General features: G+C 65.5%; 19 protein-coding genes. 10 read left to right on the top strand and 9 right to left on the bottom strand.

From position 1 onward, the window contains the following. Positions 1-121 precede the first annotated feature (121 nt). Genes AC1DRP_RS00680 through AC1DRP_RS00650 form a run of 7 tightly spaced genes read right to left on the bottom strand, consistent with a single transcriptional unit; the run spans position 122 to position 6,839 of the window. Positions 122-967, bottom strand: coding sequence for an aldo/keto reductase (locus AC1DRP_RS00680; protein WP_476767534.1), 846 nt, complete (start codon positions 965-967; stop codon positions 122-124). A gap of 25 nt (positions 968-992) precedes the next feature. After that, positions 993-2,315, bottom strand: coding sequence for a bifunctional folylpolyglutamate synthase/dihydrofolate synthase (locus tag AC1DRP_RS00675; RefSeq protein ID WP_441490603.1), 1,323 nt, complete (start codon positions 2,313-2,315; stop codon positions 993-995). Positions 2,316-2,349: 34 nt separating this feature from the next. Next, a complete protein-coding gene (gene accD / locus AC1DRP_RS00670) occupies positions 2,350-3,249 on the bottom strand; it encodes an acetyl-CoA carboxylase, carboxyltransferase subunit beta (protein WP_476767533.1) in 900 nt (299 codons plus the stop codon). A gap of 37 nt (positions 3,250-3,286) precedes the next feature. Beyond that, positions 3,287-4,132, bottom strand: coding sequence for a tryptophan synthase subunit alpha (gene trpA / locus AC1DRP_RS00665; protein ID WP_441490601.1), 846 nt, complete (start codon positions 4,130-4,132; stop codon positions 3,287-3,289). Positions 4,133-4,172: 40 nt separating this feature from the next. After that, positions 4,173-4,904 carry an SIMPL domain-containing protein gene (locus AC1DRP_RS00660; protein WP_476767532.1) on the bottom strand — a complete coding sequence of 244 codons (732 nt, stop codon included), beginning with the start codon at positions 4,902-4,904 and terminating at the stop codon, positions 4,173-4,175. 34 nt (positions 4,905-4,938) lie between these two features. Then, positions 4,939-6,156 (bottom strand): tryptophan synthase subunit beta, encoded by a 1,218-nt coding sequence (gene trpB, locus AC1DRP_RS00655; protein WP_441490599.1) that lies wholly within the window; start codon positions 6,154-6,156, stop codon positions 4,939-4,941. Then, positions 6,153-6,839: a phosphoribosylanthranilate isomerase gene (locus AC1DRP_RS00650; RefSeq protein WP_441490598.1), complete on the bottom strand. Its 687-nt coding sequence runs from the start codon at positions 6,837-6,839 to the stop codon at positions 6,153-6,155. The genes trpB and AC1DRP_RS00650 overlap by 4 nt, the downstream gene beginning before the upstream one ends. A 151-nt stretch (positions 6,840-6,990) precedes the next feature. Here AC1DRP_RS00650 and AC1DRP_RS00645 point away from each other — a divergent pair, with 151 nt between their 5' ends. The 5 genes from AC1DRP_RS00645 (at position 6,991) to AC1DRP_RS00625 (ending at position 12,450) form a co-directional block, all read left to right on the top strand. Continuing rightward, on the top strand, positions 6,991-8,295 hold the full coding sequence (locus AC1DRP_RS00645; RefSeq protein ID WP_476767531.1) for a TAXI family TRAP transporter solute-binding subunit: 1,305 nt from the start codon (positions 6,991-6,993) through the stop codon (positions 8,293-8,295). A gap of 90 nt (positions 8,296-8,385) precedes the next feature. Next, complete coding sequence (locus AC1DRP_RS00640; RefSeq protein WP_441490596.1) at positions 8,386-8,685, top strand: autorepressor SdpR family transcription factor; 300 nt, start codon at positions 8,386-8,388, stop codon at positions 8,683-8,685. Further along, on the top strand, positions 8,682-9,344 hold the full coding sequence (locus AC1DRP_RS00635; RefSeq protein ID WP_441490595.1) for an SdpI family protein: 663 nt from the start codon (positions 8,682-8,684) through the stop codon (positions 9,342-9,344). The genes AC1DRP_RS00640 and AC1DRP_RS00635 overlap by 4 nt, the downstream gene beginning before the upstream one ends. A gap of 170 nt (positions 9,345-9,514) precedes the next feature. Further along, entirely contained in the window at positions 9,515-11,338 is a 1,824-nt protein-coding gene (gene typA / locus AC1DRP_RS00630) for a translational GTPase TypA (RefSeq protein ID WP_476767530.1), read from the top strand. Between the two features lie 173 nt (positions 11,339-11,511). Next, positions 11,512-12,450 carry an aldo/keto reductase gene (locus AC1DRP_RS00625; protein WP_476767529.1) on the top strand — a complete coding sequence of 313 codons (939 nt, stop codon included), beginning with the start codon at positions 11,512-11,514 and terminating at the stop codon, positions 12,448-12,450. A gap of 136 nt (positions 12,451-12,586) precedes the next feature. Here AC1DRP_RS00625 and AC1DRP_RS00620 read toward each other — a convergent pair whose 3' ends face one another. Further along, the gene (locus AC1DRP_RS00620) at positions 12,587-13,252 is read right to left on the bottom strand and encodes a nitroreductase family protein (protein WP_476767528.1); all 666 of its coding nucleotides are present in this window, start codon (positions 13,250-13,252) and stop codon (positions 12,587-12,589) included. A gap of 95 nt (positions 13,253-13,347) precedes the next feature. Here AC1DRP_RS00620 and polA point away from each other — a divergent pair, with 95 nt between their 5' ends. The 5 genes from polA (at position 13,348) to AC1DRP_RS00595 (ending at position 20,003) form a co-directional block, all read left to right on the top strand. Continuing rightward, complete coding sequence (gene polA, locus AC1DRP_RS00615; RefSeq protein ID WP_476767527.1) at positions 13,348-16,389, top strand: DNA polymerase I; 3,042 nt, start codon at positions 13,348-13,350, stop codon at positions 16,387-16,389. Between the two features lie 86 nt (positions 16,390-16,475). Continuing rightward, positions 16,476-17,609, top strand: a complete 1,134-nt coding sequence (locus AC1DRP_RS00610; protein WP_476767526.1) for an AI-2E family transporter — start codon at positions 16,476-16,478, stop codon at positions 17,607-17,609. Positions 17,610-17,723: 114 nt separating this feature from the next. Then, on the top strand, positions 17,724-18,086 hold the full coding sequence (locus tag AC1DRP_RS00605) for a glycine zipper domain-containing protein (RefSeq protein ID WP_441490589.1): 363 nt from the start codon (positions 17,724-17,726) through the stop codon (positions 18,084-18,086). 4 nt (positions 18,087-18,090) lie between these two features. Further along, a complete protein-coding gene (locus AC1DRP_RS00600; RefSeq protein ID WP_476767525.1) occupies positions 18,091-18,516 on the top strand; it encodes a hypothetical protein in 426 nt (141 codons plus the stop codon). Between the two features lie 116 nt (positions 18,517-18,632). After that, positions 18,633-20,003 carry a sensor histidine kinase gene (locus AC1DRP_RS00595; protein ID WP_476767524.1) on the top strand — a complete coding sequence of 457 codons (1,371 nt, stop codon included), beginning with the start codon at positions 18,633-18,635 and terminating at the stop codon, positions 20,001-20,003. Positions 20,004-20,061: 58 nt separating this feature from the next. On the opposite strand, the gene AC1DRP_RS00590 is transcribed toward AC1DRP_RS00595, so the two are convergent. Beyond that, the gene (locus tag AC1DRP_RS00590; protein ID WP_069878378.1) at positions 20,062-20,421 is read right to left on the bottom strand and encodes a response regulator; all 360 of its coding nucleotides are present in this window, start codon (positions 20,419-20,421) and stop codon (positions 20,062-20,064) included. Positions 20,422-20,453: the final 32 nt, after the last annotated feature.

Here is a 20,453-nt window from a genome sequence, read left to right as displayed (position 1 = left end):
CGGCGTTGTCGGATGCGATGCTCCGCCGCCTTTACTCTAGGAAACGCCCTTCAGCCCCCAGTTGTAAAGCAGAAAGCCGCAACTTGGTTTCCGCGCGGCCGGCTTGACCTGCAGGCGTCCCCTACAACATCGGCAGGGAACGGGGCTTGGGTCCACGTGGAAAAGCAGCGTCGATCCGCGCGATCTCGCTGTCGCTCAGGTGCAGCCTCAGCGCACCGGCATTGTCCTCGACATGTTGGGCCCTGGCGGCCTTCGGGATCGCGAAGACCGGGGATTGGCGGGTCAGGAAGGCAAGCGCGACCTGACGCGGTGTTGCTCCATGCGTGATCGCAACATCGGTGAGCACGCGGCCGCCGGCACTTGCGGCTAAGGGAAAATCATCCTGACCAAATGGGCTGTAGGCGGTCACCGCAACGCCGTGACGCTCGCACCACGGGATGACCATATGCTCGATGGCACGTTCGCCGAGATGATAAAGGACCTGGTTGCAGGCGATGATGCCCTCGCCGGCAATCGCCAGCGCCTCGTCGAGATCATCGACGTCGAAATTGCTGACGCCCCAGGACAGAAGCTTGCCCTGGCGCTTCAGGTCCTCGAAGGCTGCGAAAGTCTCCTCCAGCGCGTATGAGCCGCGCCAATGCAGCAGGAAGCAGTCGAGCCTGTCGGTGCGCAGCCGCCTCAGCGATTCCTCGCAGGCCCTGCGCGTCCCCGCACGAGAGGCGTTGTACGGCAGCACCTTGGAAACGAGGAAGACCTCGTCTCGTCGCCCGGCGATGGCTTCTCCGACAATCTCCTCCGAGCGGCCAGAGCCATACATCTCTGCCGTGTCGAGATGGCGCAGGCCAAGGTCGAGCCCGCGACGCAATGCCGCCACCGCGCCGGCCTGATCGGCGAGTTCGATGTTCCAGGTGCCCTGGCCGATGACGGGGAGCGACGGGCCATTTGCTCCGAATTGCCGGGCCTGCATCGCACTCTCCCCATCCGTGCCGGTACTACACCGGTGGCGTACCGTTGGCCGAAAGCACTTCGCCGGCCAGATAGAGCGAGCCGCAGATCAGGATGCGCGGCGGCCCCCGCCAGGTCCGCACTGCAATCTCGCGCAACGCCTGCTCGACCGAGCCCGCGACCTCGGCATTCAACCCGGCGACCCGCGCGAGAGCCGCAACCTCCTCGGCCGGGCGAGCAGCAAGCTGGTTGTGGATCGGCACGGCAAAGAGCGCATGCGCGAGCCCCTTGAAATGCCCGAGCGTCGCCGTTGCGTCCTTGGTCGAGAGCAATCCCGCGATCATGACGAGCGGAGCCGGGTTCTTCTCCTCCAGGTCGGCCATCGCCTGCGCAAGAACGCGGCCGCCATCGGGATTGTGGCCGCCATCGAGCCATAGCTCGGCGCCAGCAGGCACGAGTTCGGCGAGTTGGCCGCGCGCCAGCCTTTGCAGCCGTGCCGGCCATTCGGCATTGAGCATGCCCTGCTCGAAGGCGCGGGCCGGCAGGCCGCCATATCCGGCTGCGCGCAAGGCCGCTATGGCCGTACCGGCATTGACGTGCTGATGACGCCCGGTGAGGCGCGGCAACGGCAGATCGAGCAGGCCGTCGCCATCCTCGTAGACCAGCCGTCCACCCGCCTCGTGAATGTTGAAGTCCTGCGCGCCGATCAGAATTTTCGAGGCGCCCACGCGTTCGGCCGCGGCTTCGAGCACGGCCGTCGGCTCCGGTTCCTGTGGCGCAATCACGGCCGGGGCGCCGCGCTTGAAGATGCCGGCCTTCTCGCCCGCGATCTTGGTGACGGTATCGCCGAGATACTCGGCATGGTCCATCGAGACCGGCGTCACCACCGTGCAGGCGGGATGGGCGACGACATTCGTGGTGTCGAAGCGACCGCCGAGACCGACCTCGAGCAGCAGAACGTCGGCCTTGTGCTCGGAGAAGAGAAGCATGGCGGCCGAAGTGGTGATCTCGAAGAAGGTGATCTGGTCGCCGGCATTGGCCCGTTCGCAGCGCTCCAGTGCCTCGACCAGCACGGCCTCGTCGACGAAACGACCGCCGCCCGGCTGACCGAGCCGGATGCGCTCATGAAAGCGCACCAGATGCGGCGAAGTGTAGACATGGACGCTGAGACCCGCCGCCTCGAGAATCGCCCGCATGAAGGCGATGGTCGAACCCTTGCCATTGGTGCCGGCGACATGGATCACCGGCGGCAGGCGCTTGTGCGGGTCGCCGAGCCGCTCCAGCAAGGTCAGGATGCGGCCGAGCGAGAGATCGATCAGCTTGGGATGCAGCGCCAGGAAGCGCGCCAGCAGCGTGTCGGAAGACCCCATGATGCGCTCGGCCTCCGGCCGTCCGTTATCCGTGTCAGGCCGCTTCGGGGACCGGCCCGACCGGTTGCTTGGCATCAGCTGCCGGCTCGGACTGCTTGGTCAGCAGGCGGCCCAGCCGCGCCAGCGTCGCCGGAATCTCATGGCGATGGACAACCATGTCCACCATGCCGTGATCCTTGAGATATTCGGCGCGCTGGAAGCCCTCGGGCAGCTTCTCGCGGATGGTCTGCTCGATGACGCGCGGGCCCGCGAAACCGATCAGGGCGCCCGGCTCGGYGATGTGGACGTCACCCAGCATCGCGTAGGAAGCCGTGACGCCGCCGGTGGTCGGGTTGGTCAGAACCACGAAATAGGGCAGCCCAGCCGCGCGCAGACGCCTGATCGCGACCGTCGTCCGCGGAAGCTGCATCAGCGAGAGGATGCCCTCCTGCATGCGCGCACCGCCGGAGGCGGCGAACACGACATAGGGTGTCTTCTTCTCGAGCGCAGTCTCGGCGCCCTTGATGAAGGCTTCGCCCGCCGCCATGCCGAGCGAGCCGCCCATGAAGTGGAAGTCCTGCACGGCAATCGTCAGGGGCAGGCCCTGGACGCGGCCGAAGCCGACCTTGAACGCATCGGCCGCGCCGGTCTTGGCGCGCGCGTCCTTGAGGCGGTCGACATAGCGCTTCTCGTCACGGAACTTCAGCGGATCGACCGCGACCTCCGGCAGCGGGACATCGACCCATTTGCCCTCGTCGAAAGTCAGGCGCAGCCGATCCTGCGCGGTGACGCGCATATGATGGTCGGAGCCCGGAATGACGAAGCCATTGGCCTCTACGTCCTTGTGGAAGACCATCTGCCCGGAATCAGGGCACTTGATCCAGAGGTTCTCGGGGCTCTCGCGCTTGAACAGGGTCTTGATGCGCGGGCGAACGACTTCGGAAATCCAGTTCATCGGATCATCCTTGAAACGTGTGACTGGAGCGGCCGGGTCAGGCCGCCTTGGAGACCGTGCGGATGCCGGCAGCCAGTTCCGCAACCAGCGAGGTGACCGCCGAAACCGTCTTGTCCGTGGCCTTGCCGTCCGCATCCAGCGAGAGGCGAACCCGCTCGACGAGCGCGGAGCCGACGACGACCCCGTCGGCGCCCTTCGCGATGGCTGCGGCATCGGCCGCCGTTTTCACGCCAAAGCCGACAGCGACCGGCAGATCGGTGTGGCGCTTGATCCGGGCCACCGCATCGCCGACCGCGTCGTAGCTCACGATCGCGCCACCGGTTACGCCCGTCATCGAGACATAATAGACGAAGCCAGAGGTGTTGCTGAGCACCTTCGGCAGGCGCTTGTCGTCGGTCGTCGGCGTGGCCAGACGGATGAAGCTGATACCGGCCTCAAGAGCCGGCAGGCAGAGCTCCACATCCTCTTCCGGCGGTAGGTCGACAACGATGAGCCCGTCGACGCCGATCCGACGCGCATCCTGCAGGAAGCGCTCGACGCCATAGGCCCAGATCGGATTGTAGTATCCCATCAGCACGATCGGCGTGTCATGGCCGGCCTTGCGGAAGGACTCGACCATGGCCAGCGTCTTCTTCAGCGTCTGCCCCGCCTTCAAGGCCCGCTGGCCCGCGAGCTGGATCGGGACGCCGTCGGCCATCGGATCGGTGAAGGGCACGCCGAGCTCGATCACATCCGCGCCTGCCTCAGGCAGGGCATTGAGGATCGCGCTTGCGGTCTCGAAATCCGGGTCGCCAGCGGTGACGAAGGTCACCAGCGCTGCCCGACCTTGGGCAGCGCAAGCGGCGAAGCGGGACTGGATGCGGGTCTGGCCGGTCTCTGTCATGAGCGTGCGGTTAGCATGAAGGGGGCGGGCTGGCGAGGGCTCAGGGCGCGATGCGCCAAACCGTACGCAGCGAACTCGTCACCGTGATCTCGCCGGGTTCGACCGAAATCGGTGCAGCACCAGCCGCCATGCGGAAGGCACGAACATCGCCCGCGGCGCGGCCTGGGACTTCGGCTTCAGCCTCGACGATCGAGACCAGCTCGCCGACCTTGACGCCGAGTGCCGTGGCATGGAGTTCGGCCCGCGCACGCGCCGCCTCCGCCGCCTTCAGGCGCGCGGCATCCTTGGCCCTGCTCTCGTCCGCAAGCCCGAAGCTTATGCCGGACATCTCGTTCACGCCGGCCTTTGCCAGCGCGTCGATCAGCGGACCGGCCTTGGCGAGATCGCGCACGGTGACGGTCAAGCCGGTGCGGGCCTCGTAGCCGTCGATCGTGGCGGCGCGCGGCGGCTTCGGACCGGGAGACATGGAAGGCTGCGTCATGCGCGGCATCAGCGAGACCTGCGAGGTCATCAGATCGGCTGGGGCGATGCCCGCCGCCTTGACGGCTTCGACCAGCCTGGCCAGCGCCGGCGTGTTCTGGGCGAGAGCCTCGGCGGCCGTCTTGCCCTCGCTGACAATGCCGGCCTGCAGGATCGCGATATCGGGCCTGACCCTGACCTCGCCCTCGGTCCGGATGACGATTCCCTCGGCGGGAGCCACCGTGTTCGCGGTCTGGGCCATGACGGGGCCAGACAGAACCAGCATGGCGGCGAGCAGAATCGTCTTCTTCATCGTTTTATCCTCAGACTATCGGACGGGGCCGGCATCACCGTCCCGCCAGAATCTCCGCCACTTGCGGAATATCCTTGTCGCCACGACCGGAAAGATTGACCACCATCAGGTGGTCCTTCGGCTTTTGCGGCGCAAGCTCGGCTACACGAGCAAGCGCATGTGCCGATTCCAAGGCAGGAATGATGCCTTCGAGCTTGGAGATGAGCTGGAAGGCCTCCAGCGCCTCCTCGTCAGTGGCGGACAGATATTTGACCCGGCCGACATCGTTGAGCCAGGAATGCTCAGGGCCGATGCCKGGATAGTCGAGACCGGCCGAGATCGAGTGCGCATCCTTGATCTGCCCGTCATCATCCATCAGCAGATAGGTGCGGTTGCCATGCAGCACGCCGGGACGCCCGCCCGTCAGCGAGGCGGCATGCAGGCCGCTCGGGATGCCGTGCCCGGCCGCCTCGACGCCATAGATTTCGACCGTGGGATCGTCGAGGAAGGGGTGGAACAGCCCCATGGCGTTCGAGCCGCCGCCGATGCAGGCGATCAGCGAATCCGGCAGGCGCCCCTCGAGCTCCTGCATCTGCTCGCGCGTTTCCCTGCCGATGATCGACTGGAAGTCGCGGACCATGGCGGGATAGGGATGCGGGCCGGCCACCGTGCCGATGCAGTAGAAGGTCGTCGCGACATTGGTCACCCAGTCGCGCAGGGCCTCGTTCATCGCGTCCTTGAGCGTCTTGGTTCCGGATTCGACCGGCACCACGGTGGCGCCCAGCATCTGCATGCGAAAGACGTTCGGCGCCTGACGGGCGACGTCGACCGCGCCCATATAGACGATGCATTCGAGGCCGTAGCGCGCGCAAAGCGTTGCGGTGGCGACGCCGTGCTGACCGGCGCCGGTCTCGGCGATGATGCGCTTCTTGCCCATGCGCCGCGCCAGCAGGATCTGGCCGAGCACATTATTGACCTTATGCGAGCCGGTGTGATTCAGCTCTTCACGCTTGAGATAGATCTTTGCGCCCCCGAAATGATCCGTCAGGCGCTCGGCCAGATAGAGCGGCGACGGCCGGCCGACATAGTGCTTGAGGCCACCAGCCATCTCGGCGTGATAGGCCGGATCGGCCTTGGCGGCATCATAGGCCTGTTCCAGTTCCAGGATCAGGGGCATCAACGTTTCGGCAACGAAACGACCACCGAACATGCCGAACCGGCCGTTCTCGTCGGGCCCGGAACGATAAGTATTCGGATTGCGGGGCGCGTTCATGTCGGGCCTGCCTTCTTCAAATCCTGCGCCGCCTGACGTGCGGCGGCGATGAAATCCCTGATCCGGCGGATATCCTTGACGCCGGGCGCGCTTTCGACGCCGGACGACACATCTACCCCGGCAGGCCGGGCAATGCGGATGGCATCGGCAACATTCGCCGGATCGAGGCCGCCCGATAGCATGAAGCGCAAAGCCGGGTCGAGGCCGGAGAGGATCGTCCAGTCGAAGGGCCGGCCGTGGCCACCGGGATAGGCCGCATCCTTCGGCGGCTTGGCATCGAGCAGGATGCGGTCCGTCACCGCGACATAAGAGGACATGGCGGCAAGATCGGACGGGGCAGCGACACCCAGCGCCTTCATCACGCGAAGACCGGTCGCGGCCTTGAGCGCCAGCGCCTGCTCCGGCGTCTCGCGGCCATGCAGCTGAAGCCAGTCCGGCCTGAGCGCGTCCACGAGTTCCCTTGCCCGCGCCACATCGAAATCCACGATCAGGGCCACGATCTCGGCGCGGCCGCGCGCCATCTCGGCGAGCGCCATCGCGCGAGCCATATCGATGAAGCGCGGACTCTTCGGGTGGAAGACCAGCCCGACCATGTCGGCACCGGCGGCGAGCGCCGCCGCCATCGTCTCACGCGTGGAGAGACCGCAAATCTTGACGGTGAAGGCATCGGAGCTTTGCGACATTCCCCGGCAATAGGACATCTGCCGCGGGCCCGGCAACCTCCATGTCCCCGTGCGCCATGCCCTCTTGCGGCGCGCCCCACTTGCGACATGATCACGAGCGAAGCCAAGCGCGTCGCGGGGGCGACGGCAAAGCGGTCAGGATTGGTCCGGCATGGGGCGGCGCGGTTTCATGGCTCTGGCGGGCCTGCTGGCGATCTTCGGTATCGCCGCGTCGGTCTTCTACGTCCTGAACCAACCCCGGACGCTCAGACTCGCCGTCGGCCCGCTCGGATCGGAGGATGCGCGCATGGCCGCAGGCTTCGTACAGGGGCTCAGCCGCGAAAAATCCTCGATCCGGCTTCGCCTGATCCTCACGGAGGGCTCCGAGGAGAGCGCCAAGCGCGTCGACAGCGGCCAGGCCGATCTCGCCATCATCCGTCCCGATATCGCGCTGCCGGAGAATGCCGACACCGCCCTGATCACCCGCCGCACCTTCCCCTTCCTGATCACCAACAAGGAAACCGCAATCGGGCGTATCGCCGATCTGCGCGGGCGCAGGATCGGCGTGGTGCGTAATCCGGCAGGCAATATCGCGCTGGTCAAGCGCGTGCTGGCGCAATACGAGGTCAAGCCGGAGGAGGTCGAGATCGTCGGGCTGAACTCCGAAGAGATCGTACCCGCCGCGCGCGAACGCAGGATCGATGCGTTCTTTTCGATCAACGCCGTCGGTTCGCGCATTAACAATGACGGCCTGAGCAAGCTCAAATTGGCCTGGGGCGACGACCCGGTCCTCATTCCGATCAGCGCGGCGGATGCGATCACCGCGCGGCACAGATCGATCGAAACCGGAGAGATCGTGCGCGGCGCGCTCGGCGGAGACCCGCCGCGCCCCTCCGAGAGCCTGACGACGATCTCCGTGACCTCACGGCTGGTTGCGGCCCAAAGCCTCGACGACGCCGTCGTCGGGGATCTCGTCAAGGACCTGCTGGCCCTCAGGCTGACGCTGGCGGCCGAGCTCCCGTCGATCCAGGGACTGGAGACACCCTCGACCGACAAGGACACACCGCTGCCGGTTCATCCCGGCGCGGCAGCCTTCATCGACGGCGAGCAGGAAACCTTCTTCGAGCGCTATGGCGACTGGTTCTATCTGGGCGTGATGGCGCTTTCGCTGCTAGGCACCGGTTTCGCCGGCCTGCTCAGCCATGACAGCACGCTCCGCCGACGCAAAGCCATGGCGGGGCTAGACCGGCTTGTCGCGATGCTCTCCGCCATCCGCTCCGAACAGGACGAGACCGCCCTCCAGAATTTCGAACGCACGGCCGATGCGATCCTGGCCGAGGTGCTCTCGAATTTTTCGAGCGGCGATGTCGACGCCAGCGGCCTCGCCGCATACCGGCTCGCCATGGATCAGGTCGGGCGCGCCGTAGCCGAGCGCAGGCAGACCCTTCTCGACGCCGAGGGCACGCCGGCCGCGTGATCCGGCAGCTTCCAGCCCCGCCACTTGGGGCATGCATGAGCATGGCAGTTTGCTTTTATTTCGGTAATTTCCTAAATAACGAAGATGAACATGGTCTTCAAAGCGCTCTCCGACCCGACACGCCGTGAAATCCTGCGGCTGCTGCGCGAACGGGACATGACAGCCGGAGAGATCGCGGCCCGTTTCAACCTCGCCAAACCCACCTTGTCCGGCCATTTCGCCGTCTTGCGCGAGGCGGACCTGATCCAGAGCGACAAGCTCGGCACCACCATCACCTACCGCCTGAACCTGTCCGTGCTCGAAGAGGCAATGTGTCTGTTCCTCGACCATTTCGGGCTCGCTCTCGAACCGAGGCCTCGCGCGGCCAAACCAAAGGACGCTCAATCATGATCCGCTCCACCATGACCCTGAGCCTTGCCGTCCTCGGCAGCATGCTCGTCGCTTCGACCTATGCGTTGATGCATGTGTCGCCCGATGCCCGGATCGCCATTCATTTCGGGATCGACGGCCAGCCAGACGGCTTCGCCGGGCCCTGGGTGGCGTTCCTCAGCCTGCCCGTCATCGCGGGGTTCGTCACGGCACTGTTCGCGCTGCTGCCGCGCATGGAGCCCCGCGCCGACAATCTTGCCCGCTCCGGCAAGGCCTACACCGCAACATGGAGCGCCGTTATGCTCATGATCGCGGCGTGCCACGCGCTTCTGATTGCGCACGCACTTGGGTATGCGGCCGATGTTCCACGCCTGGTGACCGCGATGCTCGGCCTCTTCCTGGTCGTCACCGGCAATGTCGCAGCCAAGACGCGCTCGATGCAGCTATTTGGCGTCAGGACGCCATGGACGCTTTCGGACGAGCGGGTCTGGCAGAGGACCCACAGGCTCTATGGCTGGGGCTCCGTCTGCCTCGGCCTTGCCCTCTTCGGCCTCGCGCTGGGCGCCGCGGCACCCCTCGTCCTGGCCACGGCCACGCTGCTCGGGCTGGCCGCCCTGATGGCCGCAACCTTCAGCTATTCCTATTGGGTCTGGCGGCAATTGCAGACCACCGCCCGCTGAGTTTCATGCGCCAGCGCTGCCCCTGTTGCCGGGCAGCTGTCGATCAAGGTTGCCCAAACGCCCTCTAGCGTTTATGTGCAGCGCAACGAATTCCAGAATCCCATACGAAAGTGAACTGCGCCGGCCGGGCTTTCCGCGCCGGCTCGCGGTCCTGAAAAGGTACCCCACGCATGTCCATGCGAAATATCGCCATCATCGCCCACGTCGATCATGGCAAGACGACTCTGGTCGACAAGCTGCTCCAGCAGTCGGGTACCTATCGCGAAAACCAGCGCGTGATCGAGCGCGTGATGGATTCCAACGAGCTCGAGAAAGAGCGCGGCATCACCATCCTGGCCAAGGCCACTTCCGTGGTCTGGAAGGATACGCGCATCAACATCGTCGACACTCCGGGCCACGCCGATTTCGGCGGCGAGGTCGAGCGCATCCTGAACATGGTCGACTCCGCCATCGTGCTGGTCGACGCGGCCGAAGGCCCGATGCCCCAGACCAAGTTCGTCGTCTCCAAGGCACTGAAGCTTGGCCTGCGCCCGATCGTGGCGATCAACAAGGTCGACAAGCCCGACGCTCGCGTCCAGGAAGTCATCAACGAGGTCTTCGATCTCTTCGCCGCGCTCGACGCCAATGACGAGCAGCTCGATTTCCCGATCCTCTACGGTTCGGGCAAGCAGGGCTGGATGGCGCATGATCCGGCCGGTCCGCAGGACCAGGGCCTTGCCCCGATGTACGACCTGATCCTCAGCCATGTGCCCGAGCCCCGCATCGAGGAAGGCCCGTTCCGGATGCTCGGCACGCTGCTCGAGGCCAACCCCTATCTCGGCCGCATCATCACCGGCCGCGTCGTCTCCGGCACGGCCAAGCCGAACCAGACCATCAAGGTGCTGTCGGGCGACGGTACCGTCGTCGAGACCGGCCGTATCAGCAAGATCCTGGCCTTCCGCGGGCTCGAGCGCACGCCGATCGAAGAAGCCATTCCCGGCGACATCGTCTCGATCGCCGGCCTGGTGAAGGGTTCGGTCGCCGACACCTTCTGCGACCCGTCGGTCGAGACCGCGATCAAGGCGCAGCCGATCGATCCGCCGACCGTGTCGATGACCTTCATGGTCAACGATTCCCCGCTGGCCGGCACCGAGGGCGACAAGGTCACCACCCGCGTCATCCGCGACCGGCTCCTGAAGGAGGCCGAGGGCAATGTCGCGCTCAAGGTCGAGGAAGCCGCCGACAAGGACAGCTACATCGTCTCCGGCCGCGGCGAATTGCAGCTTGCCATCCTGATCGAGCAGATGCGGCGCGAGGGCTTCGAGCTCGGCGTCTCGCGCCCCCGCGTCGTGCTGAAGCGCGGCGAGGACGGCCAGCTGCTCGAKCCGATCGAAGAGGTCGTGATCGACGTCGACGAGGAGCATTCCGGCGTCGTCGTGCAGAAGATGTCGGAGCGCAAGGCCGATATGCTTGAGATGCGGCCTTCGGGCGGCAATCGCCTGCGTCTGGTCTTCCACGCTCCGACCCGCGGCCTGATCGGCTACCAGGGCGAGCTGCTCACCGACACGCGCGGCACCGCCATCATGAACCGGCTGTTTCATGCCTACCTGCCCTACAAGGGCGAGATCGGCGGGCGCCGCAACGGCGTGCTGATCGCGATGGAAACCGGCGAGGCCGTGGCCTATGCACTGTGGAACCTCGAGGATCGCGGCCCGATGATGATCGAGCCCGGCTGGAAGGTCTATCAGGGCATGATCGTCGGCGAGCACACCCGCGAGAACGATCTCGAGGTGAACGTGCTCAAGGGCAAGAAGCTCACCAACATCCGCACCACCTCGAAGGACGAGGCCGTGCGCCTGACGCCGCCGATCCGGATGACGCTGGAGCGTTCGCTCGCCTGGATCGACGACGACGAGCTGGTCGAAGTGACGCCGAAGTCGATCCGCCTGCGCAAGGGCGTGCTCGACCCCAACGAGCGCAAGCGCTCGCAGAAGCAGAAGGAAGCGGTGGCGTAACGGCTACTGCAGGATGGCCGGGCCCCTCGCCCGGCCATTTTTCGTTGTGAACGACCTGGCATCTGCGGGCTTCTGCGAACCTGCGCCTCGCGCAGCCCGCGAATGACGATAGCGGCGATTGCCACGTCGCCTTGGCTCTGATCCTCTGCCGCACACTCTGGGAGGATCACATCATGCTTACCCGCAATCTCGGCCGTACCGGCCTGCGCGTTTCGCTCGTCGGCCTCGGCTGCAACAATTTCGGCGGCCGGATCGATCTCGAGGCGGCCCGCAAGGTCGTCGACAAGGCGATCGAGTGCGGCATCACCCTGTTCGACACCGCCGACATCTATGGCGCGCGCGGCGGCTCGGAGACGGCTCTCGGCGAACTCCTGGGCGCACGCCGCAAGGACATCGTGCTGGCGACCAAGTTCGGCATGGACATGGATGCCGAGGGCATCAAGAAGGGCGGCTCGCGGCGCTATATCGTGGAGGCCGTAGAGGCTTCGCTGAAGCGGCTGAAGACGGACTGGATCGACCTCTACCAGATCCACCGGCCGGACCCGCTGACCCCCATCGAGGAAACGCTGCGCACGCTCGAGGACCTGATCCGCCAGGGCAAGGTGCGCTATATCGGCTGCTCGAACCTGCCGAGCTGGCAGGTCGCCGATGCCTACTGGACGGCGCGCAACCATGGCATCGAGGGCTTTGCCTCCTGCCAGGACGAGTACAGCCTGTTGGTGCGCGGCGCGGAAAAGGAGCTGATTCCGGCTGCCCGCCATTTTGGCATGGGGCTCCTGCCGTATTTCCCGCTCGCGAACGGCATGCTCACCGGCAAATACAAGCGCAATCAGCCGATGCCGGACGGCGCGCGCATGACGCGTGAGGCCCAGCGCGCCAACGAGGTCCTGACCGAGGCGAACTGGCAGAAGACCGAGAAGCTCTCCGCCTTCTGCGAGAAGCACGGCAAGACGATGGTCGAGTTGGCCTTCTCCTGGCTGGCGGCTCAGCCCGTCGTTTCCAGCGTCATCGCGGGCGCCACCAGGCCCGAGCAGATCGAAGCCAATGTGAAGGCCGCGAGCTGGACGCTCAATGCCGATGAACTGGCTGAGATCGACGCGATCACCGCGTAAGCCGGCGGGGCCCCTGAGCCCAGATAGGGTCCGTCATGGCCAAGTCCGCTCCGACCATGCGCGCCCCTCGCCAATCGAGGCTCGTGTTCAGGAGCCTGATGCTCGCCGCAGCGGCGAGCATCAGGCTCCGACCCAGTCAAAGGAAACTCGCGATCTCCTCCAGCGGCTTCTTGCCGATCGCCGGAACGAGGCAGTCATCGGCGGGATAGCCGACGACGAGCAGGATCAACGCCTTCTCATTGTCCGGCCGCCCGCAGATCTCGTTCAGGAAATTCATCGGCGCCGGCGTATGGGTCAGGGTCGCGAGCCCGGCATCGTGCAGCGCCGCAATCAGGAAGCCGGTCGCGATGCCGACCGATTCCGGTACGTAATAGTGCTTCACCTTGCGGCCCTGCGCATCATAACCCCAGCGTTGCGCAAAGATTGCGATCAGCCAGGGTGCCTCTTCGAGGAAGGGCTTGCTGTCGTCGGTGCCGAGATGGGCAAGCGCACCGAGCCATTCCTCGCCGGCCCGACCGGCATAGAAGGCACGCTCCTCCTCTTCCGCCCCCTCTCGGATCAGCTTCTTGCGCTCCGGATCGGAGATGCAGACGAAGGTCCAGGGCTGCTGGTTCGCACCGGACGGAGCGGTTCCGGCGGCCCGAACCGCCGTCTCGATCAGTTCGCGCGGAACCGGCCGCTGCGAATAGTCGCGCACCGTGCGGCGCTTGCGCATGCGGGCAAGGAAGGCCTCGGCGCGCCCCTGCATCTGATCCTCGGGAACCCCCTCGAAAACCAGAGGCATGGTGACGTAGGGACTCATGACGTTTCGCTCCTGACGTGTTTTGGCGCAGCTTGCTGCGAATCGCGCCCCGGATGCAATGGACCCGGCCGCGCCGCCCGCATAAGGTCCGCGCCATGAGCACGACCGCACCAGACCTCAAGCCCGGCGACCATCTCTTTCTCGTCGACGGCTCGAACTTCATCTTCCGCGCCTATTTCCAGTCGATCAATCAGGACCGGAAGTATCTTTCGCGCTCGGATGGACTGCCCTCCGGCGCAGTGAGGCTGTTTGCGACCAAGCTCTTCCAGTTCGTGCGCGAGGGCGTGCTCGGCGTGAAGCCGACCCACCTCGCCATCGTCTTCGACAAGACGGAGAACTCGTTCCGCAAGGCTCTCTACCCGGCCTATAAGGGCAATCGCTCCGAGCCCCCGGCCGACCTGATTCCGCAGTTCCCGCTGATGCGAGAGGCGGTCCGTGCCTTCGGCCTGATCCCGGTCGAGCAGGATGTCTACGAGGCCGACGACCTGATCGCGACCTATGCCAGGCAGGCGCGCGAGGCTGGGGCCGACGTGCTGATCGTCTCGGCCGACAAGGACCTGATGCAACTCGTGCGGCCGGGCGTCGCCATGTACGACCCTGCCTCCGGCGACGCATCGAAGGGCAAGGGCTTTCGTGCCGAGCGCAAGATCGGCGAGCCCGAGGTGGTCGAGTATTTTGGCGTGACGCCCGACAAGGTCGTCGACGTGCAGGCGCTTGCCGGCGATGCCACCGACAATGTGCCGGGCGCGCCCGGGATCGGCATCAAGACCGCTGCCCAGCTCATCGGCGAGTTCGGCGATCTGGAGACGTTGCTGGCGCGCGCCGGCGAGATCAAGCAGCCGAAGCGCCGGGAGACGCTGACCAATCCCGAGGTGGTCGAGAAGGTCCGGATCTCGCACAAGCTCGTCACCCTGGTCGACGATGTCGCGGTCGAGACACCGCTTGCCGACCTGACACTGAACCAGCCCGATCCGGCCAGGCTGGTCGCCTTCCTCAAGGCGATGGAGTTCACCACCATCACCAAGCGCGTTGCCGAGGCCTACGAGGTCGATGTCGCGGCAGTCGACCCCGACCCGGCGCTCGCACCCGGCGGATCGCGTGCAGCCGAGCTCAAGGCGCTCTATGCCGGCACGGACGGACCGGCCGGTGACGCGATCGCCGCCACGACCAACGGAACGGTCGCGGCTCCAGGCTCGGCGCAAGCGCCCATCGCGGCAGCCTCCGCGACAGATGGCTGGATGAAGCCGGCCGATCTCGTGGCACAGCGGCGCGACGAGGTCGCGAAGCTGCCGATCGACCGCTCGACCTATGAATGCGTGCGCACGCTCGCCGATCTCCAGCGCTGGATCGCGTGGTCCTATGAGGCCGGCCAGGTCGCGCTCGACACCGAGACGAACTCGCTTGATGCGATGCAGGCCGATCTCATCGGCATCTCGCTCGCCGTCGCGCCAGGCCGCGCCTGCTATATCCCGTTGCAGCATCGTGGCGGCACCGACCTGTTCGGCGGTGGTATGCTGGAGGGCCAGATTCCCGTCGCCGACGCAGTCGCGGCGCTGAAACCGCTGCTTGCCGATAGCGGCGTGCTGAAGATCGGCCAGAACCTGAAATACGACCTGCTCGTCCTGCAGCGTCACGGACTCGCCGTGTCCCCGATCGAGGACACGATGCTGATCTCCTATGCGCTCGATGCCGGCAATAACAGCCACGGCATGGACAAGCTCTCGGAGCTGCATCTTGGCCACGAGACCATCCCCTATTCGCAGGTCGCGGGCACCGGCAAGGCACAGGTGACCTTCGACAAGATCGATCTGGAAAAGGCGACCGCCTATGCGACAGAGGATGCCGACGTCACCTTGCGGCTCTGGCGCGCGCTCCGGCCCCGCCTGACAGCCGAAAGCAAGACCACCGTCTATGAGACGCTCGAGCGGCCCCTGGTTGCCGTTCTCGCGCGCATGGAAAGCCGCGGCATCGCCATCGACCGGCAGATCCTGTCGCGGCTCTCGGGCGACTTCGCGCAGGGGCTCGCGCGGCTCGAGGATGAGATCTACGAGATCGCCGGCGAGAAGTTCACGATCGGCAGTCCCAAGCAGCTCGGTGACATCCTGTTCGGCAAGATGGGGCTCGCTGGCGCCAAGAAGACCGCGACCGGACAATGGGCGACCGGCGCCGGCGTGCTCGAAGATCTCGCAGAGCAGGRCCACCCGCTGCCGTCGAAGATCCTGGAATGGCGCCAGCTCGCCAAGCTGAAGTCGACCTATACCGATTCACTGCCGGCCTACGTGAACCCGGCGACCAACCGGGTGCACACGTCCTATGCCCTGGCCGCGACGACGACGGGGCGGCTCTCCTCCTCTGAGCCCAATCTCCAGAACATCCCGATCCGCACCGAAGCAGGTCGCAAGATCCGCACGGCCTTCATTCCGGAGAAGGGTCACAAACTGATCTCGGCCGACTACAGCCAGATCGAGCTGCGCCTTCTCGCCCATATCGCGGACATACCGCAGCTCCGGCAGGCCTTTGCCGACGGCATCGACATCCACGCCATGACTGCGTCGGAAATGTTTGGCGTGCCGGTCGCGGGCATGCCGAGCGAGGTGCGCAGGCGCGCCAAGGCGATCAATTTCGGCATCATCTATGGCATCTCGGCCTTCGGCCTCGCCAATCAGCTCGGCATCGGGCGCGAGGAAGCGGGCGCCTATATCCGCAAGTATTTCGAGCGCTTCCCCGGCATCCGCGACTATATGGATCAGACCAAGACGGCGGTCAGGGCGAACGGTCATGTCACCACGATCTTCGGCCGCGTCTGCCATTTCCCGGCCGTCGCCTCGAAGAACCCGTCCGAGCGCGCCTTTGTCGAGCGTCAGGCGATCAACGCACCGATCCAGGGCTCGGCGGCCGACATCATCCGCCGTGCCATGATCCGGATGGAAGGAGCCCTGACTGAGGCCAGGCTCGATGCCCGCATGCTGCTGCAGGTGCATGACGAACTCGTTTTCGAAGTGCCAGACGCGCAGGTCGAGGCAACCTTGCCGGTGATCACCAAGGTGATGGTTGAGGCGCCGCACCCGGCGGTACAGCTGCGAGTGCCGCTCCAGGTCGATGCGCGCGCGGCCGGCAATTGGGACGAGGCGCACTGACCGCGAGCCAGACCGGGCGGGAACCAGAGCGGCCGCACTGACGTTATCGTTCCGTCGTGCCTCGGCGCGCGCGGGGGTAACGCATCATGCTCAACACGTCGGCCTGGAGGCCTTTTCCGCGCTATATGGTGGAGCCTGAGGTCGTTGAGGAGGAGAGCGGCAGCACCGTCACGCCTTACGAGCATGACCTGATCCTGCGTTATGCCATCGTCGGCATTTTCGTGATCCTGGCCACTGCGGCACTCTCCGTCACCAAGGTCATTGCCCTGCCTGTCACCGCGGGGGTGATCTTCGGCCTCGTGCTCGGCCCGGTCGTCGACTGGCTGGTGCGCCATGGCGTGCCGCAGCTCCTGGCTGCCTTTATCGTGGTCCTTGTCGGCGTGTTGCTCCTGATCGGTTCCCTGACGGTGCTGGCAGTGCCGATCGCGACCTGGAGCGATCAGTTCCCGGCCATGCTGGCCGCGCTGCGCTCGAAACTGGCCGGCGTCCTTATCTTCATGGACGAATTCAAGAAGATGGCAGCCAGCCTCTCTGGCAAGAGCGGCGTGGAACTGAACGTCTCGCAAGGCAATCCGCTTTTCGATATCGCGCTCGGCTCCTCCACTGCCGCCGGCGGGCTGCTGATCTTCGTGGCGACAGTGTATTTCTGGCTGGCGACCCGCCGGATTTTCAAGGCGCGCGTCCTCAGGCTCTGCCTCGGCCATGGCGCACGCCGGTCCGCCGGATCCTTCTTCGAGGAGATCGAAGTGCGGGTCGCCCGCTATTTCGGCCTCGTCACGCTGATCAATCTCGGCATGGGCCTGGCCTCGATGGCGATCGCCTGGCTCGCTGGACTCCCCTTTCCGGTATTCTGGGGTGCGCTCGCCTTCCTCCTCAACTATCTCGCCTTCATTGGCCCGATCATCGTCACAGTGATGCTGTTTGCCGGCGCCCTGCTCGATGCGCCTTCGCTCCTCAGCGCGGCCTGGCCGGCGGCCACCTATTTCATACTCCACCTTCTCGAGGGGAACGCGATCACCCCCGTCTTCGTTGGCCGCACGCTGACGGTGTCGCCCTTCCTGGTCTTCATCGGCTTCATCTTCTGGCTCTGGCTCTGGGGGCCGGCAGGCGCAGTGCTCTCGACTCCGATCCTCCTCGTTGCCATGGTGGCGCAAGAGGCGTTCGCGCGGTATCGCAAGACGCAGCTTGACGACGCTGGCGAGGAGACCAAACCGGCTTAACGGCCGGGCTGATCACCGAGCAGTTCGCGGAACCGGAGCGAGGATGGCGCGTTGCCACCATGACGCGTCGATTTCTCGACGGAACCGGTTTTCCAGACATAGGGAACGACAGACATGGCCAAGACCGCCACTTCCGCGAAGCGTCAGGCGGAGACCTCCGTCAAGAGCGCCGGGGATGAGATCGCAGCCGGCGCCGACGACATCGCCAAGCGCGCGACTACAGCCGGGCGCCGCGTTCGCGGCGAAGCCGAGAATGTCGAGGAGAGCCTGTCTCGCAGCGCCGAAGACCTCGCGGCGACGGTGAGCGAAAAGCTCAGGGCCGTCGGGGTCGATACCGACAAGATGGTCGACGTCGCCAAGGAGCAGGCGACCGAATTGCAGCGCCTGATCGTCGCGGAAATTCAGGAACGCCCGTTGCGCGCGCTTGGCGTGGCCGCAGCGGTCGGTCTGTTCGTCGGCTTCCTTTCGGCACGCTGAGATCATGATCGGGGGGCTGGGAGCACTGCTGGCGTCGGAAATCCGCGGCAGGGTGAAGCGCAATATCGTCGTCTACGGCCTGTACGGGTTGGCGGTCCTGCTGATGATCTGCGCCGTCGGCTTCGCGCTCGGCGCCCTGCATGCGGTGCTGGAGCTGCATTATGGCAAGGTCCAGGCGAGCCTGATCATCGCCGGCGGGCTGGTTATTGCCGGTCTGCTGGTCTTCGCGATCGCGGCTCTCATCAACAGCCGTCGCCGGCCGCCCCCGCCCTTCGCTGCAACCGCCCTGGCCGCCGCTCCGGTCGCGGCCTCGCTGCTGAGCTCCCGCAAGAAGTGGAGCACCGTTCTCGTCGGCGGCGTGGTGATCCTGGGCGCGATCCTCGGACGTCAGCTTTTCAAGGGGGACGATGGCGCCGAGGGAGAGAGCTGAGAACCTCGCTTCGGAGCCCCGTCGCGGCGTCCTCATAGGCGTAGCGCGGCCCTGAGGATGGACGATCCTGTCTTTTTACATAGGGATTGTGACTTCGGTCGGCTATCACGGTGCCCATGTCCGCCCAAGCAAGGCCGCAAGGCCCGATCTTTCTATCGCCATTGCCGACGCTGGCCCGGCGGCTGCGCTCCGCGACCACGACCATTGCTGCTATCACCGTCGTCGGGGTTGCGATCATCCTGGCGGCCTGGATCAATTCGCAAGCGATCGAAACATCGCGCGAGGTGGCTCATTCGGTCGAGATTCGCGAACAGGCCGAACGCCTGCTCGGGCACATGCGGGATGCTGAAACCGGGCAGCGCGGCTATATGCTGACTGGTACGACACCTTACCTTGCCCCCTATACCTCTGGCCGCGCGGCCGCTCCGTCCGACCTCGAAGCGCTTGAGCGCCTCGTCTCCGACGACAAGCAGCAGAGCGAGCGGGTGGCCTTGGTGCGCGCCCAGATGGCCCGCAAATTCGAGGAACTCGAGGCAGCGATAGCGCTTGCTCGCGAAGGCCGGCAGGCTGAGGCGCTGGCGCAAATCCGCGACGGGCACGGCATTGCGGCGATGGACGAACTCCGCGGGACAATCCAGCAGATCCAGCTCGCCGAGAATATCAAGCTGGTCGCCTTAAGCAGCCGTGAGGAGCGCCGCCGGCTCTGGGCAAGCATCGGAATCGTGGTGGCGCTGGCAGGGCTCGCATTCGCGGCATGGCTGCAGGTCCGTACGCGCCAGCGCCGCTCTGCAGCGCTCGCGATGACCAATGCGGAACTCGAACAGATCGTCAGTGAGCGCACGCAGCAGCTCGAAGCGGAGCGATTGCGCATCGAGGCGCTTCTGCGTGACGTCAACCACCGCGTTGGCAACAACCTCGCCATGGTTTCCGCGCTGCTCAATGTTCAGAGCCGGCAGACGCGCGAGCCAGCGGTGAAGGCGGCCCTCGCCCAGGCGCAATCGCGCATCCAGGCGATCGCCGCCGGACAGCGCCGGCTGCGTCTCGACATCGAGACCGACGAGATCGACGCCCGGCCCTATATGGAGGACCTGCTGGACGAGATCGGCAAGGCGGCGGAGGGCCGCCCCATCTCGATAGATCTCGATATGGATTCGATCCGGCTGCCCGGGCGCGACGCGGTCTCCTTCGTGGTGATCGTCAACGAGCTCGTCACCAACGCGATCAAACATGCCTTTCCCGGGAACATGACCGGGCGGGTCGTCATTCGCTTCGGCAGAGGTGACGGCACCGAAGCCCCGACACTCGTCCTGACGATCGAAGATGACGGCGTTGGAATGCCGCCCCAGGCCGAGGCCAAGGGGCTGGGTCAGACGGTCATTGCGAGCCTGCTACGCAGCATGCGGGCAACCATGGATGTCGCCGCCCGCACCCCGGGCACAGAGCGCCCTGGAACCCGGGTCACGTTGATATTCCCTAAGAGAGACTGAGCGCAACGTGAGYTGAACCGACCGCGGGAGCTGCCCGGAACGGAGCCGCCGGGTGCCGTCAGTTCGCCTTCAACGCCCGAGATACGAAGCTTGCAATCTCGCGCGTCGAGAATGGCTTGCGCAGAAAACGCACCTGGCGCAACGCGTCCGGCACATCGCCCGGTGTCGCACCGGACACGAACGCGATCGGCGTCCCCTTGCTGAGCAGGCTCTTGGCAACGTCGAACGTCTTGCCGCCGACAACGTCGATGTCCAGCAATGCGCAGGAAACCGGCGAGCCGATGGCGCGCCGAGCCTCCTCGACGGAACCGACAATGATGAGCTCGGCATCCTCGCCGAGCTTGTCCATCACGGCATACTCGATATCCATCGCGATGAACGGGTCGTCCTCGACGATCAGGATGCGGATCTGGCTCATCAATCCCGCGTCCTTTCTCGACCTGCCATGGA

This window comes from Allobosea sp. 01N443, from assembly GCF_056399325.1.
This window is presented reverse-complemented; position numbering and strand designations above follow the sequence as displayed.